This window comes from Streptomyces sp. NPDC005551 (genome assembly GCF_042871785.1).
In the GTDB taxonomy this organism is placed as follows: Bacteria; Actinomycetota; Actinomycetes; order Streptomycetales; family Streptomycetaceae; genus Streptomyces.
Window position 1 is genome coordinate 517,612 of the sequence record NZ_JBIAJE010000007.1, and the last position, 19,179, is coordinate 536,790.

Consider the following 19,179-nt stretch of genomic DNA (forward strand, 5'->3'; position numbering starts at 1 on the left):
GTTGCACGATGATCCCGTTGTCCTTCGCTCAGCGCCGGCTGTGGTTCCTGCACCGTCTGGAAGGGCCGTCCGCGACCTACAACATTCCCTTCGTGCTGCGTCTGGACGGCCCGCTGGACACCGCGGCCCTGGCCGCGGCGGTGACCGACGTCGTCACCCGGCACGAGAGCCTGCGCACCCTGCTCGTCGAGAACGCGGACGGCACCCCCGAGCAGCGGGTGCTGTCCCCGCAGGACGCCGACCTGCCGTTCCGCGTCGTCGACGTCACCGCGGACGCGGTCGAGGACACACTGCGCGAGGTGACGTGCGCCGGGTTCGAGCTGGACAGCGACCTGCCCCTGCGCACCACCGTCCTGCGCATCTCGCCGCAGGAGCACGTACTGGTGTTCGTCTTCCACCACGTCGCCGCGGACGGGGCGTCGATGGCACCGTTCATGCGGGACCTGCTGTCGGCGTACACCGCACGCCGGCAGGGCCGGGCACCCGACTGGACCCCGCTGCCGGTGCAGTACAAGGACTACACGGTGTGGCAGCGGCGGATGCTCGGCGAGGACGACGACCCGGACAGCGTCGCCGCCGAGCAACTGGAGTACTGGCGCAAGGAACTGGCCGGAGTACCGCAGCCGGTGCAGCTGCCGCTGGACAGGCCGCGGCCGACCTCGGCCGGCCACCGCGGCGGCCACGTCGACTTCGACCTGGACGCCGACCTCGTCGCCGGCATCGGGAAACTGGCCGCCGGCCACGGCGCCACGCCGCCCATGGTCGCCCAGGCCGTCCTCGCGGTGCTCCTGCACCACCTCGGCGCCGGCAACGACCTGACCATCGGCAGCCCCATCGAGGGCCGCCCCGACGAACAGCTCGAAGACCTCATCGGGTTCTTCGCCAACACCTGGGTGCTGCGCGTCGACCTGTCCCACAACCCCTCCTTCGGCGACCTGCTGGAACAGGTACGAGACCGCGCGCTTGCCGCCTACGACAACCAGGACGTGCCCTTCGAGCACCTGGTGGAGCTGCTCAACCCGGACCGCACCACCGCCTACCAGCCGCTGTTCCAGGTGATGCTGGCCTGGCAGTTCGCCTGGTCGCAGATCGAGGTCCCGGGGCTGCAGGTCACCCCCGTCCCGGCGGGCACCGACACCGCGAAGTTCGACCTGTTCTTCAACATCGTCCCCAGCCCCTCGGGACGCGGCTACGGACGCCTGGAATACGCGACGGAACTCTTCGACCACACCACCGCCCAGAGCCTGGTCGAGCGCTACGTGCGGGTGCTGCGCCAGGTCGTCGCCGACCCCGCGAGGCGGCTGGGCGCCGTGGACGTGCTCACCGGCGCCGAACACACCTGGCTGACCGCACTGAACGAGACGGCCGCACCGGTGCCGGCCGCGACCGTACCGGAGCTGGTCACCGCCCAGGCGGCACAGACACCCGGCGCGACCGCCGTGGTGTGCGGGCAGACCTCACTGCTGTACGGGGAGCTGGAGGTCCGCGCGGGCCGGCTGGCCGCCGCCCTGCGCGAACGCGGAGTCGGCCCGGACACCCTGGTCGCCGTGGCCCTGCCACGCTCCACCGACCTGGTGGTCGCCCTCCTCGCCGTGCTCAAGGCCGGCGGCGCCTACCTGCCCATCGACCCCGACTACCCCTCCGCCCGCGTCAGCCTCCTCCTCGACGCGGCCGGCCCCGCCCTGGTCCTGACCGACCGGGCCACGGCGCAGACACTGGGGGAGTGCGCCCCGCCGGTACTGCACCTCGACGGCCCGGACCTGGACCTGGACCTGGACGGCCCCGTCGTCGAACCCGGCGAACCGGGGACCGGGCCGCAGAACCTGGCCTACGTGATGTTCACCTCCGGCTCCACCGGCACCCCCAAGGGCGTCGCCCTCACCCACGCCGGCGTCGTCAACGGCATACAGGACCTGCGCCGGCGCACCCACGTCGAGGCGGGATCCCGGATGCTCGCTGCGACCTCGGTGAACTTCGACGTCTCCGTCTTCGAGATCTTCACCGCGCTGACCACGAGAGCGAGCGTCGAGATCGTCCGGGACGTCCTGGAACTCGGCGAACGCGACAGCTGGTCGGGCACCACCATAAGCGCCGTGCCCGCGGTGTTCTCCGCCCTGCTGGAACAGCTCGCCACCGACGCCGCCCCCGGCCTGCGACTGGACGTGGACACCGTCGTCCTGGCCGGCGAAGCGCTCTCCTTCGACCTCGTCCGCAAGATCCACGACGCGCTGCCCGGCACCCGCGTCATCAACGCCTACGGACAGACCGAAAGCTTCTACACCTCCACATTCACCGTCGCACAGCAGCCGGACGCAACCGGCGCCGTACCGATCGGCGAACCACTGGCCAACATGCGCGCCCACGTCCTTGGACCCGAACTGACCCCGCTCCCGCAGGGCGTGGTCGGAGAGCTGTACGTCGCCGGCCCCGTCGCCCGCGGCTACCACCGCAACAGCGCCGCCACCGCGGAGCGGTTCGTACCCTGCCCGTTCGGCCCGGCCGGTGCGCGGATGTACCGCACCGGCGACCTGGCCCGCTGGGACGAGGACGGCCGACTGCGCTACGCGGGACGCGCCGACAGCCAGGTCAAGGTCAACGGCATCCGCGTCGAACCCACCGAGATCGAGACGGTCCTGGCCCAGCACCCCGCCGTCAGCCGGGCCGTGGTCACCGTCCGCGAGGACCACACCGGCACCCCACGCCTCGTCGGCTACGTGGCGCAGGCCGGCCCCGCCACCCCGCACGGCGACGTCGACATGAACGCCGCCGTATCCGTGGCGGACCTGCGCAGATTCGCCTCCCGGCGGCTGCCGGACTACATGGTGCCCGCCCACCTGGTGGTGCTGGACCGGCTGCCGCTGACCGCGAACGGGAAACTGGACCGGGCCGCACTGCCCGCACCGCAGTTCACCGGCACCCGCTACCGGGCGCCGGGCAGCGCCGCGGAACGCGTGCTGGCCGAGGTGTACGCCGATGTCCTCGGCAGCGGACAGGTCGGCATCGACGACGACTTCTTCACCAGCGGCGGGGACAGCATCCGCTCCATCCAGGTGGTGGCCCGCGCCAAGGCACGCGGCGTGCAGGTCAGCACACGGGAAGTGTTCGAACACCGCACGGTGGCCCGGCTCGCGGAACTGGTGAAGGGCCGGGCCGGTCAGGAGCGGGTCACGCTGGCCGAACTGCCGGGCGGCGGCACCGGCTGGGCTCCGCTGCCCCCCACGGCCGCGCACGTCCTGGAACTGGGCGGAGGGATCGGCCGGTTCTGCATGTCGGCGCTGCTCACCCTGCCCGCCGGCATCGACCGGACGACACTGGTGGCCACCCTGCAAGAGGTGCTGGACCGCCACGACGTACTGCGCTCGCGCCTGGACCGGACCGGACCGGGCCTGCGGATTCAACCGGCCGGCAGCGTGCGGGCCGGTGCGCTGCTGCGCGAAACGGCATACGCGGACGCGGCCGTGCAGGGGGAACTCGACGCGGCCGCGGACCGGCTGGACCCGGACGCGGGAGTGATGGCGCAGTTCGTGTGGCTGACCTCCGGCACGAAGGCGGACCGGCTGCTGGTCGTGCTGCACCACCTGGTCGTCGACGGGGTGTCCTGGCGGATCCTGCTCCCCGACCTGGTGGCCGCCTGGCGGCGGGCACGCGGCACCGACACCGCCCCGCCACCCGCCACCGGCACCTCGCTGCGCCGCTGGACACACGCCCTGGCCGAGGACGCCGCCCGTCCCGAGCGGGTGGCGGAGCTCTCCGTGTGGCAGGACATCCTGCACGCGGACGAACCGGTCCTGGGCGCACGCGAGCTGGATCCGGCCCGCGACATCACCGCCACCGCGGACACCGTCCGCGTCCAGGTCCCCGCCGACGTCACCCGCGCCCTGCTGGACACGGTGCCCGCACTCTTCCGCGGCGGCGTCGACGACGGCCTGCTGGCCGCGCTGGCCCTCGCACTGACCCGCTGGCGCCACACCCGCGGCCAGGCCGCCACCTCCACCCTGGTGCGCCTGGAAGGCCACGGCCGGCAGGAGCACCTGGTGCCCGGCGCGGACCTGTCCAGCACCCTCGGCTGGTTCACCGCCATGTACCCGGTACGCCTGGACACCGCCGGCATCGACCTCGCGGACGCCTTCGCCGGCGGCCCGGCCGCCGGACAGGCACTCAAGGCCGTCAAGGAACAACTGCGCGCGGTACCCGACAACGGGATGGGCTACGGCCCGCTGCGCCACCTCAACCCCGCGACCGCGCCCGTGCTGGCGGGGCTGCGCCGGCCGCAGATCGGCTTCAACTACCTCGGCAAGGCATCCGGCGCCGACCTGCCCGAGGACCTGCGCGGCCTGGGCTGGGCGCCGGACACCACCCACACCGACCTGATCGCGGCGCCGGACGCGGACATGCCGGTGCTGTCCGCACTGGAGATCAACGCGGTGGCCACCGACACCGGCAACGGTGACGAACTGAGCGCCTACTTCGGCTTTCCCACCGGTGTCCTCTCCCGCCAGGACGTCCAGGAACTGGCCGAGCTGTGGATCCGGGCGCTGACCGCCCTGGCCCACCACGCCACCACCCCGGACGCCGGCGGCCTCACCCCCAGCGACGCACCCCTGGTCACCGTCGGCCAGCGGGAGATCGACACCTGGGAGCAGCGCTTCGGCAAGCTCGCCACCATCTGGCCCGCCACCCCGGCACAGTCCGGGATCCTCTTCCAGGCCAAGCTGGCCGGCGCCCACTTCGACCCCTACCACATCCAGCTCGTGTTCCACCTCTCCGGCCGCGTCGACCCCGAGCGCATGCACCGGGCAGGACAGGCACTCCTGGACCGCTACCCCGCCCTGCGCGCCGCGTTCGTCGACCGCGCCGACGGCGAACTCGTCCAGGTGATCCCGGAGTCGGTGACCCTGCCCTGGCAGCACCTCGACCTGAGCACGGCCGGCCAGGAGGAGGCCACCGAGACCTTCGAACGGTTCCTCCAGGAGGACCGGACCGCCTACTTCGACGCGGACCACCCGCCCCTGATCCGGCTGGCCCTGGCCGTCCTTGACCCCGACCGGCCCGAACTCGTCCTCACCGCCCACCACGCCCTGTACGACGGCTGGTCCACCCCCCTGCTCATGCAGGACCTGCTGCTGCTCTACGCCTGCGACGGCGACCCCACCCAGCTGCCCGCCCCCCGCGACTACGGCGACTTCCTGTCCTGGCTCACCCGCCAGGACCAGGACGAGGCCGCCCGCGCGTGGGCGGCCGAACTCGAAGGATTCGAGGAGCCGACGCTGCTCGTTCCCGACTCCGCGAGCGCGGAGGACGGCGACCGCGGCCAGCTCGACGTCGACCTGGAGCCGGAGGAGGCACGCGAACTCGTCCAGCGGGCCGCCGCACTGGGCATCACCGTCAACACCCTGGTCCAGGGCGCCTGGGCGCTGCTGCTCGGCCAGCTCACCGGCCGCCAGGACGTGGTCTTCGGCGCGACCGTCTCCGGGCGCCCGCCCGCGGTCGCGGACGTCGAGTCCATGGTCGGGATGTTCATCAACACCGTTCCCGTACGGGTCGCCCACACGCCCGCAGACACCGTCGGCGAGGTCCTGGGCGGGCTCCAGCGCCGGCAGGCCGACCTGGTGGAGCACCACTACTACGGGCTCCCCGAGATCCAGCAGGCCGCCGGCGTACGGTCCCTGTTCGACACCCTGGTCGTCTTCGAGTCGTACCCCGTCGACCGGGAAGGCCTCGGCGCCGCCAGCGACGCCGCGGACGGCATCACCTTCACGGGCCTGCGCCCCTTCGCCGGCAACCACTACGCGCTGTGCCTGACGGCGGCCGCCGACTCCCACCTCCAGCTCGTCATCCAGTACGCGCCGGCCGTCTTCGACCGGGACACGGTGCGGATGTACGCGCAGCGGCTGGTGCGCTTCCTGCGGCAGCTGGCCTCCGACCCCGGGCTGAAGATCGCGCAGATCCAGTCCCTGGAGCCCGCCGAACGCGAGCGGATGCTGGCCCGGCTCAACGACCGGCCCGTCCCCGCCTCGCACGACACGCTCACCGAGCGGGTCGAGGCACAGGTGGCCCGGACCCCGGACGCGGTCGCCGTCATCGCCGGCAACCAGTCGCTCACCTACGCCGAACTGGACGCCCGCGCCGAGGATCTCGCCACCGAGCTGGCCGGCCGCGGAGTGGGCCCGGAGAGCGTGGTGAACGTGGTCCTGCCGCGCACGGCCGACGTGGTCGTGGCCCTGCTGGCCGTACTCAAGGCCGGCGGCGCCTATCTGCCCGTCGACCCCGCCTACGCCGCCGCCCGCCTCCCGCACGTCCTGCCCACCGCCCGCCCGCACCTGATCCTCACGGACACCGCCACCCGGGAACTCGTCCCCGCCACCGACATCCCCGTCCTGGTCCTGGACGACGCCGGCCTGCGGGCCCCGGCCGCCGGGCCGGCACCACGGCCCAAGGCCGGCCCCGACAACCTGGCCTACGTCATCTACACCTCCGGCTCCACCGGCGTGCCCAAGGGTGTCGGCGTCACCCAGAGCACGGTCGTCAACGCCGTGGACGCCCTCATCGCCCACGCCGGAGCCCAGGCCGGCCGGCGCGTCCTGGTCGCCGCCTCCTTCGGCTTCGACGTCGCCACCTTCGAGACGTTCGCCGCGCTCACCACCGGCGGCACCGCCGAGATCGTGCGCGACGTACTGGAACTGGCCGAACGCGACAGCTGGGACGCCGACGTCATCTGCTCGGTGCCCTCCGCCTTCGCCGAACTCGTCGACCAGCTCGACGGCCGCATCGACCCCACCGCCCTGAACATCTCCGGGGAGGTCCTGACCCCGGTCCTGGCCGAGCGGGTGCGCACCCGCTGGCCCAAGGCACGCATCATCAACAGCTACGGACCCAGCGAGACCTTCTACGCCACCGGCCACACCCTGGACCCCGGCGAGCCGTACACCGCGGGTGTGCCCATCGGCCGCCCCTTCCCCGGCGTGCGGGCCTACGTACTGAACCCCGGCCTCGCCCTGCTGCCCCCCAACACACCGGGCGAGCTCTACCTGGCCGGCGCCGGACGCGGCTACCACCGCCAGAGCGCCCTGACCGCCGACCGCTTCGTCCCCGACCCCTACGGGCCCCCCGGCTCGCGCATGTACCGCACCGGCGACCTCGCCAGCGTCACCCCCGACGGCGAACTGCAGCACCTGGGCCGCATCGACACCCAGGTCAAGATCCGCGGCTACCGCGTCGAACCCGCCGAGGTCGAGGCCGCCCTGACGGCCCATCCGCACATCGCCCAGGTCGCCGTCGTGACCCAGAAACCCGGCGACACCACCCCCTACCTCGCCGCCTACCTGGTTCCCGCCGACGGCGCGGGCGTCCCGGACCCGGCCGAACTGCAGGACCACCTGGCCGGCCGGCTGCCCGAATACATGGTCCCGGCCGTCTACGTGCCACTGGAGAGGCTGCCGCTGTCACCCAACGGCAAGCTCGACCTCAAGGCCCTGCCCGCCCCCGACCTCACCTCCGCCACACCCTTCCGGGCTCCCGGCACCGCCCGCGAGAAGGACCTGGCCAAGCTGTTCGCGGACGTACTGGGCCTGGAGAAGGTCGGCATCGACGACGGCTTCTTCGAACTCGGCGGGCACTCCCTGCTCGCCACCCGCCTGATCACCCGCGCCCGTGCCGAGATCGGGATGGAGATACCCATCCGCAAGATCTTCGACCTGCCGACGGTGGCCGCACTCGCCGCATGGTCGCAGGAGTCGGCCGTTCCGCTTCGCCCCGCTCTCCGCAGGATGATCGTAGAGGAGCAAAACCAGTGATTCCGCTTTCGTTCGCCCAGCGCCGTATGTGGCTCACACAGCAACTGGAGGGCGGCGCGGAGACCTACAACATCTCCCCGGCGTTCCGGCTGACGGGCCCCCTGGACGAAGCCGCCCTCATCGCGGCGGTCCGCGACGTGGTCGCCCGGCACGAGCCTCTGCGCACCACCTACGTGACGGACGACAACGACGAACCCCACCAGCGGATCCTGCCGGCCACCCAGGCACCGGTGCAGATCCCGGTCGTCGAGGTGGCACCCGACGCCCTGGACGCGGCGGTCGAGGAGTTCATCGCCCACCGCTTCGACCTGATGGCCGACATCCCCTTCCGGGTACGCCTGTTCCGCTGCGCACCCCAGGAACACGTCCTGGTCCTGCTCATCCACCACATCGCCTCGGACGGCGTCTCGGGCGGCCCGCTGGCCCGCGACCTGACCACCGCCTACACCGCACGCCTGGACGGCCGGGCCCCGCAGTTCCAACCGCTGCCCGTGACGTACAAGGACTACGCGCTGTGGCAGCGCGAACTGCTCGGCGACGTGACCGACCCGGGCAGCCTCGCCGCGGCCCAGGCCGAGTACTGGCGCAAGGAACTGGCCGGGGTGCCGCAGCCGCTGAGCCTGCCGCTGGACCGCCCGCGCCCCGCCACCCGCAACTCCCAGGGCGACTCACTCGGCATCGAGGTCGACGCCCAAGTGGCCACCGGCCTGCAGAAACTCGCCGACGAGCGCGGCATGACCATGTCGATGGTCGTGCAGGCCGCGCTGGGCGTACTGCTCAGCAAACTGGGCGGCGGCCACGACGTCACGATCGGCAACCCGATCGCCGGACGCACCGACGAGGCACTGGCCGACCTGGTCGGCCTCTTCGTCAACACCCAGGTCCTGCGCATCGACCTCACCGGCAACCCCTCCTTCGTCGACCTGCTCCCGCAGGTACGGGACAAGGCACTGGCCGCCTACGAGCACCAGGACGTGCCGTTCGAGACCCTCGTCGAACTGATCAACCCCGACCGCTCCACCTCCTACCAGCCGCTGTTCCAGGTCATGTTCGCCTGGCAGAGCTTCGAGAAGGCCGACTTCGAACTGCCCGGCCTCACCGTGCAGTTCGAGCAGTACCTCACGCAGACCTCCCTGGCCGACCTGTTCTTCAGCCTCGCCGTGACCGGCTCCGGAACCCTGCGCGGCGACCTCATGTACGCCACCCAGCTCTTCGACCGGGACACCGCCGAGGAGATCGCCGCCCGCTTCACCCGCGTCCTTGAGCAGGTGGCCGCCGCCCCGCACGCCCCCCTCAGCACCATCGAGGTACTGGGACCCGACGAGCGGGACTGGCTGGTGCGCCGGGTCAACGACACCGCACACCCGGTGGCCGCAAGCACCCTGCCCGACGCCTTCGAAGCACAGGTTCAGCGGGACCCGGAGCGGGTCGCGGTGATCGCCGAGAACGAGACGCTCACCTACGGGGAGTTCAACCGGCGGGCGAACCGGCTGGCGCACTGGCTGATCGAGCAGGGCGCAGGACCCGAACAGCTGATCGCGGTGAAGATCCCCCGCTCGGTGGACCTGATGGTGGCCGTGTACGCCGTCGTCAAGGCCGGCGCCGCCTACGTCCCGCTGGACACCGAACTGCCCAAGGACCGGGTACGGCACGTACTGGCGGGAGCGAAACCCCTGCTGCTCCTCGACGAGGCGCTCCCCGACGTGTCCGGCTACCCGCACACCGACCCCGAGCGGGACCTGTCCCCGGACAACGCCGCCTACGTCATCTTCACCTCCGGCTCCACCGGCGGCCCCAAGGGCGTACCGGTGGCCCACCGGTCGATCATGAACCGGATCCTGTGGGGACTGGACCACTTCGACGTCACCGTCGAGGACCGGATGCTGGTGAGCACCTCCGCCAGCTTCGACGCCTCGGTGCCGGAGATGTTCTCCAACCTGCAGATGGGCGCCGGCGTCGTGGTGGCCAGTGCGGAAGGCCGCCGCGACCCGGCATACCTGGCCGAACTGATCCAGCGCGAACAGGTGACCGGCGCGTTCTTCGTGCCCTCGCTGCTGTCCGCGTTCGTCACCGAACCCGCCGCCGCCCGCTGCACCAGCCTGCGCTGGATCGAGGTGGCGGCCGAGGCGTTCCCCGCCGCACTGGCCAACCGGTTCACCGACCTGCTGCCCGGCTGCTCCGCCAACAACCTGTACGGGCCCACCGAGGCGACCGTCGAGGTCACCGGATGGCAGCACATCCCCGGCGCGGACCGGGTACCGATCGGCGCGCCGATCTGGAACAACCAGGTCTACGTCCTGGACGCGGCCCTGCGCCCGGTCGCACCCGGCGTCGCCGGCGAGCTGTACCTGGCCGGCGCCTGCCTGGCACGCGGCTACCTGGGACAGACGGGGCTGACGTCGGAACGGTTCGTGGCCTGCCCCTTCGGCCCGGCGGGCGCACGCATGTACCGCACCGGGGACCTGGTGCGCTGGAACAAGGACGGCCAGGTCGAGTACATCGGCCGCACCGACTCCCAGGTCAAGGTCCGCGGGTTCCGCATCGAACTCGGCGAGATCGAGCACGCGCTGACCGGGCACCCCTCGGTGTCCCAGGCCGCCGTCGTGGTCCGCGAGGACCAAAAGGGCGACCAGCGCCTGGTGGCCTACATCGAGCCCGACCCCGACGCCGCCGTGGCCGACGTCACCGCCCAGATCGAGGAATGGCGCCACGTCCACGACGACAGCTACGCCGAGGCCGCCGACGAGGCGTGGGGCGAGGACTTCCAGCAGTGGACGTCCGTCTACGACGGCGAGCCGGTCCCCCTGGACCAGCTGCGGCAGTGGCAGGACGCGGCAGCGGCACAGGTCCTGCGGTTCGCGCCGCGCCGCGTGCTGGAGATCGGCGTGGGCTCCGGCCTGCTCCTCGCCAAGGTCGTCGACCAGGTCGAGGAGTACTGGGGCACCGACCTGTCCGCCACCGCCGTGGACCGCCTCCAAGACCAGGCCGAGCAGGCCGGACACGGGGACCGGGTCCGGCTCAGCACCCAGGCCGCCCACGACCTGTCAGGACTGCCGCAGGGCGCCTTCGACACCGTCGTACTCAACTCGGTGGTCCAGTACTTCCCCAGCGTGGATTACCTGGACCAGGTACTGCGGCAGGCCCTGGACCTCCTCGCCCCCGGCGGCCGGCTGATCCTCGGCGACATCCGCAACGCCGCGACCCTGCGGATCCTTTCGACCGCGCAGGCCCAGGCGGCCCAGCCCTACGCCTCCCACGAGGAGATCCGCGCGGCGGTGGAGCAGGCGCTGCTCGCCGAGCGGGAACTGCTGGTCGCCCCCGAGTGGTTCGCCCAGTGGGCGTCCGAGCACCGGGCCGGGGCCGACATCCGGCTCAAGGCCGGGCAGGCGCACAACGCGCTGACCCGCCACCGCTACGAGGTCGTCCTGCACAAGGAGCCGGCCGGCCTCCTGGACCTGACCGGCGTGCCGTCGCTGGCGTGGGGACAGGAGGTGTCCGACCTGGCCGCCCTGAACGGGCGGGTGACACGCGCGGGCGGCCCGCTGCGGGTGAGCGGGATACCCAACGCACGGCTGGCCAAGGAGAGCGCCGCGGCGCTGTTCGCCGGGGTGCTGAAGACGGACACCCCCTCCGGCAGGCCCGTCGACCCCCAGGACGTCGCCGCATGGGCACGGCGCCAGGGCCTGGAAGCGGTCCTCACCTGGTCGGGCGAAACGGTCCACAGCTTCGACGCCGTCCTCGTGCCCGAGCGGCGCACCGTCTGCGGCGCCTTCGTGCCCAGCCCTGTCGCCGGACGGATCAAGGCGAACGCCCCCGCCCTGGCCAAGGCGATCGGCCCGCTGGTGGCCGAACTGCCCGAATACCTGCGCGGGCGACTTCCCGACTACATGGTCCCGGCCGCGGTGGTGCCGCTCTCGCAGCTTCCGCTGAACCCGGCCGGCAAGATCGACCGGGGCGCGCTGCCGGCCGAGCACACCACCACCGTGAGCAGCGGAGAACCACGCAACTCCCACGAGGAGAAGCTGTGCTCCTTCTTCAGCGACCTGCTCGGCCTGGAGCGGGTCGGCATCAACGACGACTTCTTCGCCCTGGGCGGGCACTCCCTGCTGGCCACCCGCCTCAGCGCCCGCATCCGCAAGCAGTTCGGCGCCGACATGCCCCTGCGGACCATCATCCAGTACCCCACGGTCGCCGAACTCGCCGCACTGCTGCTCATCGGCAGCATCCCCGGCGACCACGCCGACTCCTTCGGGGTGGTGCTGCCGCTGAACCGCGACCCCGGCACGGGCAAACCGCCGGTGTGGTTCGTCCACGGAGGCGGCGGCCTCGGCTGGGCGTTCTTCACCTTCGCGCCCCACGTGCCCGACCGCCCGTCCTACGCCCTGCAGTCCCGCGGCTCCAACGGCGTCGACCCGATGGCGGACTCGGTGCAGGAGATGGTCGACGACTACCTCGCCCAGATCCTCAAGATCCAGCCGGAAGGGCCCTACAACCTGGTCGGCTGGTCCTACGGCGGGCCGATCGCCCACGCCCTCGCGGTGGCCCTGGACCGGCTCGGCCACCAGGTCGACCTCGTGGCCGTCCTGGACACCCAGCCCGCGACCGGCGCCGCCGACAACGGGTTCCAGCAGGTGTCCGACCGGGGCCAGGACCTGTACCGGGCCGACATCGAGGAAGTCTTCGGCCAGTTCATGAACACCGGCAACATGGACAACTTCCTGGACACCATGTCCAAGGTCGGAGCCAACAACCTGCAGAAGATGGGCGGCTTCGTCTCACCGGTCTACGGCGGCGACGTGCTGTACTTCAACGCGACGCTGGACAAGGTCGACGGGCTCTCCTCGTACGGGCCCGAATGGCGGCCCTACGTCCTCGGCTCCTACGAGGAGTACGACGTGGAGGCCACCCACCACGACCTGCACATGCCCAAGCCGGCCGGCCAGATCATGAAGGTCATCGCCCGCAAACTGGCCGCGGCCTCGTGAAAGACCTCTCAAACCGATTCGTGAACCGACGCATGGATGATTGGGGTTGGTCGGGGTGACAGAACCCGGCACGTTTGCGGAACACGGCGAGGGCACCACACTGCTGTGCGTGCCCTTCGCCGGAGCAGGACCTTCGTTCTTCCACCCGTGGCGGCAACTGGCCGCCGGCCGCTGGCGCGTGAGCGCGGTCGAACTGCCCGGCCGCGAACGCCGGCTCCTTGAGACGCCGTACCGCAACGTCGTCGAGGCGGCCAAGAACGAGGTCGACGACATCGTCGCGGACCTGGGCGCCGGAGCACGGACCGTGCTGTTCGGGCACAGCCTGGGCGCGGTGCTCGCCTACGAACTGGCGCATCTGCTGAGCACGCGCGGCGTGCACGTCGAGCGGCTGGTCGTCAGCGGTTCGCCGGGGCCGTGGACCCAGCGCGAGCGGCGGGCCGCGGGACTCCCGGACGAGGAGTTCCTCGCCAGGGTCGAGGAGTTCGCGGGCTTCCGGCACGAAGCCCTCGACCACCCGGAGATGCGTGAGCTGATCCTGCCCGTCCTGCAGGCCGACTGCGAGATGCACGAGGACTACGTCCCGAGCACCGACGTCCCGCTGGCGGTGCCGATCTGCTCGCTGCGCGGCGACAGCGACGGCCTGGTCACCGCGCAGGAGGCGCAGCAGTGGCAGGCGGCGACCACGGCCGGCTTCAGCTATGTGGAGTTCCCCGGCGACCACATGTACCTGGTCGACCTCGGCCGTGAGGTGCTGGACGTCATCGAGGCGCAGTCCGCCCGCGGCTGACGCATGCCGTGCGCCGGGCCGAAACAGCCCGGCGCGGCGAAGGGCGCCCGCCCCGGCGGGCGCCCTTCGCCGCGTGCGCGGGCCGGACGCGTCCGCGCGTCGTCGAGGGGAACTCGAGCGCCGGGTCACGGCCGTGGCGGGTCCGTGTCAGGACCGCCGGGGACGGTGGGGACATGAAGAGTTCCGCGATTGCAGTTTCCGGGCTACGCAAGGCATACGGCGACAAGGTCGTGCTCGACGGCATCGACCTCGAAGTCGCCGCGGGATCGGTCTTCTCCCTCCTCGGCCCGAACGGGGCCGGCAAGACGACCACGGTGAACGTCCTGACGACCCTGCTGACGGCCGACGCCGGCACGGTGCACGTCGCCGGGCACGACGTGGCGAGCGCGACCAAGGAGGTGCGCGCGGCCATCGGCGTGACCGGCCAGTTCGCCGCGGTGGACGACCTGCTCTCGGGCCGGGAGAACCTGCAGCTGATGGCGGACCTGAAGCGCGTGCGCTCCGGGGACCAGGTCGTCGCACGGCTGCTGGAGCGCTTCGACCTGGGCGAGTCGGCGGACAAGATGGCGTCGACCTACTCCGGCGGCATGCGCCGCAAGCTGGACCTGGCGATGACGCTGGTCGGCAACCCGCAGATCATCTTCCTGGACGAGCCGACGACGGGCCTGGACCCGCGCAGCCGGCGCACCATGTGGGCGATCGTCCGCGAGCTCGTCGCCGACGGCACCACCATCTTCCTCACCACCCAGTACCTCGAGGAAGCCGACCAGCTCGCCGACCGGATCGCCGTGCTCAACCAGGGCCACTTGGTCGCCCAGGGCACGGCCGAGGAGCTCAAGCGCCAGATCCCCGGCACCCACGTCAAACTCCGCTTCGCCCACACCTTCGACCTCGACGGGGCGGCACGGGTCTTCCCCGACTCCACGCGCAACGACGAGGAGCTGACCCTGCGGGTACCCAGCGACGGCGAGTCGAGGTCGCTGCGGGCCCTGCTGGACCGGCTCGACGAACATGCCCTCAACGCCCAGGAATTCTCCGTGCACACACCAGACCTCGACGACGTCTTCCTCGCCCTGACCGAGCACACGACCAAGGACAAGGAGGCGATCGTCCGATGAGTACCGCCTCGACCGCGTTTGCCGACTCGGCGATCATGCTGCGCCGCAACGTCAAGCACACCCTGCGGAACCCGACCACGGTCTTCAACGCGGTCCTGTTCCCGATCGTCATCATGCTGATGTTCGTCAAGGTGTTCGGCGGCGCCTTCAGCGTCGGTGAGAACTACATCGACTACGCGACGCCGGGCCTGCTCGTGATGGCCGTCAGCTACGGCCTGGGCGCCACCGCGACGGCCGTGAACGACGACATGACCAAGGGCATCATCAACCGGTTCAAGACCATGGACGTCTCCCGCGGAGCCATGCTGACCGGGCACGTCGTCGTCACCACCGTGCGCTGCCTGGTGGCCTGCGCGGCCATCATCGCCGTGGCCTTCGCGATGGGCTTCGACCCGGCCGCCAGCGCCCTGGACTGGCTCGGTGTGCTGGCCCTCTTCGTCCTGCTCGCCGTCGGGGCCAGCTGGCTCACCGTCGCCATGGGCCTGGCCGCCAAGACCACGGAGTCGGCCGGCCTTGCCACCGTACCGCTGATCATGCTGCCCTTCCTGAGCAGCGCGTTCGTGCCGGCGGACACGATGGGCGCCGGCGTGCGGCAGTTCGCGGAGTACCAGCCCTTCACCCCGATCATCGAAACGCTGCGCGGGCTGCTGGCGGGCAACCCCTCCAGCGGCGACGCGATCGCGGCCGTCGCCTGGTGCCTGGCCTTCGCCGTCATCGGATACGTGTGGGCGCTCTCCACGTTCAAGAAGCGAGCGTGAGCGGGGCCGGCTCCGGCCGGCCGATCCCCGCAGACCGCCCCGGTGACCGCGTGTCGCCGGGGCGGCGTCATGCGCGCGGCCCGACGCGTGAGGCGGCCCCCGAACGTGCTGCGTTCGGGGGCCGCCTCACGGGTGTGCGGGCCGGACCGGTCACCCGATCCGGGGCGCCAGCACCTGGCCGCGGCCGCCCGCGGCCACAGCGGCGCCGACGAGCCGCTTGCCGCGCTGGTCCTCAACGAGCTCACCCAGCCGCTCGACACCCAAAGTGATCTGGTCGGCGGTGAGCACGCTGAAGGAGAGCCGGGCCTGGTGGAACCCGCCGGTGCCCCCGTAGAAGTGATGCATGGGGGTCCACAGGACACCGAATTTGGAGGCCGAGTACTCGAGCATGTCGTCGTCCGCCAGGAAAGGCAGCGTGACGACGACGAACATTCCGCCCTGCGGCGTGTTCCACGTGACGTCCTGCGCCATTTCGTGCCGCGGCCCGAAGACCGACTCCAATCCCTCCAGCACGGCCGCCAGATTCCGGCGGTAGACCCCGGCCTCGCGAGCGGTGGCCCGCTTGAGACTGCACCCGTTCTCGAGGAGATATCCACCGATGACCGCCTGGGCGACGGTCGACGTGTTCAGCGTCACCATGCTCTTCAGCTTCGCGAGGTGGTCCGCGAGAAGCACCGGGTCCTCGGCACACACCCCGGACGACGTCACGGGCTGGTCCGCGATGATGTACCCCACGCGGGCCCCGGCGAACGCGGACTTCGCGAACGATCCGAGATGAATCACCTGGTGGTGCTCGTCCAGGGACTTCAGCATCGGCAGCGGTGAATTCCCGGAAGAGAAAAGGGAGTAGGGATTGTCCTCGATGACGAGAATTCCCTCCCGCCGCGCCAGCTCCAGCAGCGCCCCGCGGTCCGCCAGCGACATGCTCGCACCACTGGGATTGGCGAAGTCCGGGACGACGTAACAGGCGCGCGGGCGAAGCCCCTCACGCCGCGCCGCCCCGATCTGCCGCTCCAGGTCCTCCAGATCGATGCCGCCCTCGCCCTCCCGGACCGGACGCAGGGGCGCGCCGGCCACCCGGGCCGCGCCGATGAAGCCGACGTAGTTGGGTGTCGCGGCCAGGATGACGTCGCGGGTGTCGCGGACGAGGGCCCGCAGCACGAGCACCATCGCCTCCTGGCAGCCGGTGGTCACCACGATGCTCTCCGGGTTCACCGTCAGCCCCTCGTCGGCCTCCAGCTGGCGCGCTATCAGCCCGTGGATGAACCCTTTCGTGCGGCCGTACTGGAAGAACGTGCGCCGCACCTGCTCCGCGGGAAGGCCTATCTCGTCCTCGAGGTAATTCCTGAACGTCGTGAGGTGACGTGATAGGTTCTCGACGTCGTAAAAGCCTTCGAACGGGCGGCCCGCGGAGAACGAGACCGCGTCCGGATACCTTCCCGCGAGCTCGTTGAGCAGCGTCATGGAAGTGAGTGCGGGGTCGTCGACTGACTCGTGCAAGTCGGAGATGCTCAGCCGATTCGGCCCAGGGTGCATGGACATAGTCACGTCATCCTCATCCGCCGGACAGCTCAATTCTGAACTGAATTCGGCCATGTAGGGCAGTGCTCTGCACGGGATTTCGTGATGTCACGGCCCGTGCAGAAGCAGATCGGAGTCAGACGGCATTGATGGCCGCGATGAACAGTGCCCGGAACCGGCGCTTGACTGCTGCCTAGTCGGGGCCCTCAATAATATATGGCCTTGTCTCCGCGGCGTGAAGAGCGCGGCAGCTCGCGGGAGTTGGGAATCCAGTGCGAGCCACGGGCCCGCGTGCACCGGGCAGCCGTCCCGTCGGCAGGACATCCGGAAAAGGGTGAACGGGCCGTACGGGGCGCCGCGTTCGGGCCGGAAAAGCGCCAGAAGGAAGCGGGAACCCCGGCGAGGAGCCCGAAGGCCTTCGGGACGTTGACACCCTCATGCCCGGCGGACAGAGTGTGGGACTGTCGGCGGACGGAACACGGGACCGCCGGGGAACGGCGAGAAGCCCCCGAGCGGGCTGCTGCGACCGGCCGGCGTGATCCGGCAGAGCGCACCACCGCGGGACGCGAGCGCCGGTCCACAGGGCGCAGACGAGCCACCGCACACCGCGTCCGCCGGGCACGGGACCGGCTTGGCTCTGTGCCCGGCCACCAGCATGTGCGCACCGGGACGGTGCCGCGCCGGCACTTCGTCCCGAGCACCTCCACCCCGTCCTGTCCGCGGCTGAACTCCAGGAGCCGGCGGACGGCAGGCCGTGGCGGCGCCACGACCTCGTTCCGCGCGGCAAGCGGTACCCCGACACCTGACAAGGAGTTGACTCATGACCACACTCAGCGAGGGCGTTCTGGAGAAGGCTGCGGCGGAATACGCCGAGCAGGGCTTCTCCATCATCCGCAACGTCGTGCCACAGGACCTCCTGGAGGAGGTCCACGCCCACGTTGACTGGCTCACCCGCAAGTATCCGGATCTGCGGCCCGAGCACTTCCACCACCCGCTGATCCGCAACGACGCCTTCTGGGCACGTCTGGTCTCCGACCCCCGGCTGGTGGACATAGCGGAGTTCTTCCTCGGCCCGGACCTGGCGTGCTTCACCGCCCACTACATCTGCAAGCCCCCCTACGACGGGCAGCCCGTGCTCTGGCACCAGGACGGCGCGTACTGGACGCTGAGTCCCATGGAGGCGCTGACGGTGTGGCTGGCCGTCGACGAGAGCACCACGGAGAACGGCTGCCTGCGGATGATCCCCGGCAGTCACGAACTGCCGCTGCACAAGCCCTCGTCCCGCACGGACACGGACAACATGCTCTTCTCCGCCTCCGACGAGGACCTGGTCCAGGAGTGGGTGGAAAAGCGCGGGGTCGTGGACATCGAGCTCCAGCCGGGCGACGTCTCGATCCACCACCCCCACCTGCTGCACTACTCGGAGGCCAACACCTCCGCCAAGCGCCGCTGCGGCCTCGACATGGGCTACATCTCGACGGCCACCCGGATCCACAGCAACGGCATCTACCTCGACCCGCTGCTCGTCCGCGGCACCGACACCACCGGCCTCAACAGCTACCGCCCCTTCCCCGACGTCCAGGAGGGCGAGACGATCCCCTTCGCCGGGCAGGACGGCTGGAGCGACAAGATCGCCGCGCTCAACGCGGCGCTGCCGCCGAGCTCGCGGCAGCTTCCCGACGAGAGCCCCATCGAGACGACTCGGCACATGATCGAGCGGCTGCGCGAAGGCACCGCCAAGGGCTGATGGCGACCACGCCGGCCCAGGGGCCCGCCGCCTGCCCGCGGCGGGCCCCTGGGCCGGCGTTCGCGGCCCCGGCCGGCCCCGCCCCCGGCGCACACGGCGCCCGGCGCGGGCTGCCGGCACAGCCGCGTGTCCGCTCACCAGGACCGGCCGCCCGCGGTCCCCGGCCCGGACACCACCGCGCACCCCCGGCCACCGGGAAGACCCGGTCCGGGCACAACTGCGAGCCCCCGCCCGGGTGTTGTCACCTGGCGGGGGCTGTCGTGCGGGGGAGGGGGACTGGGCGGGCTGTCGTGCGGGGGTGTGGGGGGTGTGGGGGAGGGGCGGGCGAAGCTGCGGCTCCGGGCTCCGCGCGCGCGGCCCGTGACGAGTGCCGACGGCGGGCACGGCTCGTGCCAATTGCCGACGGCGGCCTCGGCGGCGGGCGGTGCGGGCGCCGGCCGCGCACACCGTCCGCACCGAGCGGGCCGGCG

Annotated in this window: 7 protein-coding genes; 6 read left to right on the top strand and 1 reads right to left on the bottom strand. The window is 71.3% G+C overall.

Annotated features, from left to right (window positions below):
• Window positions 1-8: 8 nt before the first annotated feature.
• The 5 genes from ACFYP4_RS22990 to ACFYP4_RS23010 all read left to right on the top strand — a co-directional run bounded on the left by ACFYP4_RS22990 (window position 9) and on the right by ACFYP4_RS23010 (window position 15,441).
• On the top strand, window positions 9-7,793 hold the full coding sequence (locus tag ACFYP4_RS22990; protein ID WP_388787564.1) for an amino acid adenylation domain-containing protein: 7,785 nt from the start codon (window positions 9-11) through the stop codon (window positions 7,791-7,793).
• The gene (locus ACFYP4_RS22995; protein WP_388787567.1) at window positions 7,790-12,778 is read left to right on the top strand and encodes an amino acid adenylation domain-containing protein; all 4,989 of its coding nucleotides are present in this window, start codon (window positions 7,790-7,792) and stop codon (window positions 12,776-12,778) included. The genes ACFYP4_RS22990 and ACFYP4_RS22995 overlap by 4 nt, the downstream gene beginning before the upstream one ends.
• A gap of 100 nt (window positions 12,779-12,878) precedes the next feature.
• The gene (locus tag ACFYP4_RS23000) at window positions 12,879-13,565 is read left to right on the top strand and encodes a thioesterase II family protein (protein ID WP_388787632.1); all 687 of its coding nucleotides are present in this window, start codon (window positions 12,879-12,881) and stop codon (window positions 13,563-13,565) included.
• A gap of 173 nt (window positions 13,566-13,738) precedes the next feature.
• The gene (locus tag ACFYP4_RS23005) at window positions 13,739-14,683 is read left to right on the top strand and encodes an ATP-binding cassette domain-containing protein (RefSeq protein WP_388787570.1); all 945 of its coding nucleotides are present in this window, start codon (window positions 13,739-13,741) and stop codon (window positions 14,681-14,683) included.
• The gene (locus ACFYP4_RS23010; RefSeq protein WP_358853644.1) at window positions 14,680-15,441 is read left to right on the top strand and encodes an ABC transporter permease; all 762 of its coding nucleotides are present in this window, start codon (window positions 14,680-14,682) and stop codon (window positions 15,439-15,441) included. The genes ACFYP4_RS23005 and ACFYP4_RS23010 overlap by 4 nt, the downstream gene beginning before the upstream one ends.
• A 150-nt stretch (window positions 15,442-15,591) precedes the next feature.
• On the opposite strand, the gene ACFYP4_RS23015 is transcribed toward ACFYP4_RS23010, so the two are convergent.
• Complete coding sequence (locus ACFYP4_RS23015; protein ID WP_358853468.1) at window positions 15,592-17,037, bottom strand: PLP-dependent aminotransferase family protein; 1,446 nt, start codon at window positions 17,035-17,037, stop codon at window positions 15,592-15,594.
• A gap of 745 nt (window positions 17,038-17,782) precedes the next feature.
• Here ACFYP4_RS23015 and ACFYP4_RS23020 point away from each other — a divergent pair.
• Window positions 17,783-18,709 carry a phytanoyl-CoA dioxygenase family protein gene (locus ACFYP4_RS23020; protein ID WP_358853467.1) on the top strand — a complete coding sequence of 309 codons (927 nt, stop codon included), beginning with the start codon at window positions 17,783-17,785 and terminating at the stop codon, window positions 18,707-18,709.
• The last annotated feature ends 470 nt before the right edge of the window (window positions 18,710-19,179 follow it).

Excerpts from the sequence above, each read along its gene's own strand:
- ACFYP4_RS22990 (WP_388787564.1), top strand. The coding sequence starts at position 9 with ATGATCCCGTTGTCCTTCGCTCAGCGCCGGCTGTGGTTCCTGCACCGT.
- ACFYP4_RS23005 (WP_388787570.1), top strand. The coding sequence starts at position 13,739 with ATGAAGAGTTCCGCGATTGCAGTTTCCGGGCTACGCAAGGCATACGGC.
- ACFYP4_RS23010 (WP_358853644.1), top strand. The coding sequence starts at position 14,680 with ATGAGTACCGCCTCGACCGCGTTTGCCGACTCGGCGATCATGCTGCGC.
- ACFYP4_RS23015 (WP_358853468.1), bottom strand. The coding sequence starts at position 17,037 with ATGGCCGAATTCAGTTCAGAATTGAGCTGTCCGGCGGATGAGGATGAC.
- ACFYP4_RS23020 (WP_358853467.1), top strand. The coding sequence starts at position 17,783 with ATGACCACACTCAGCGAGGGCGTTCTGGAGAAGGCTGCGGCGGAATAC.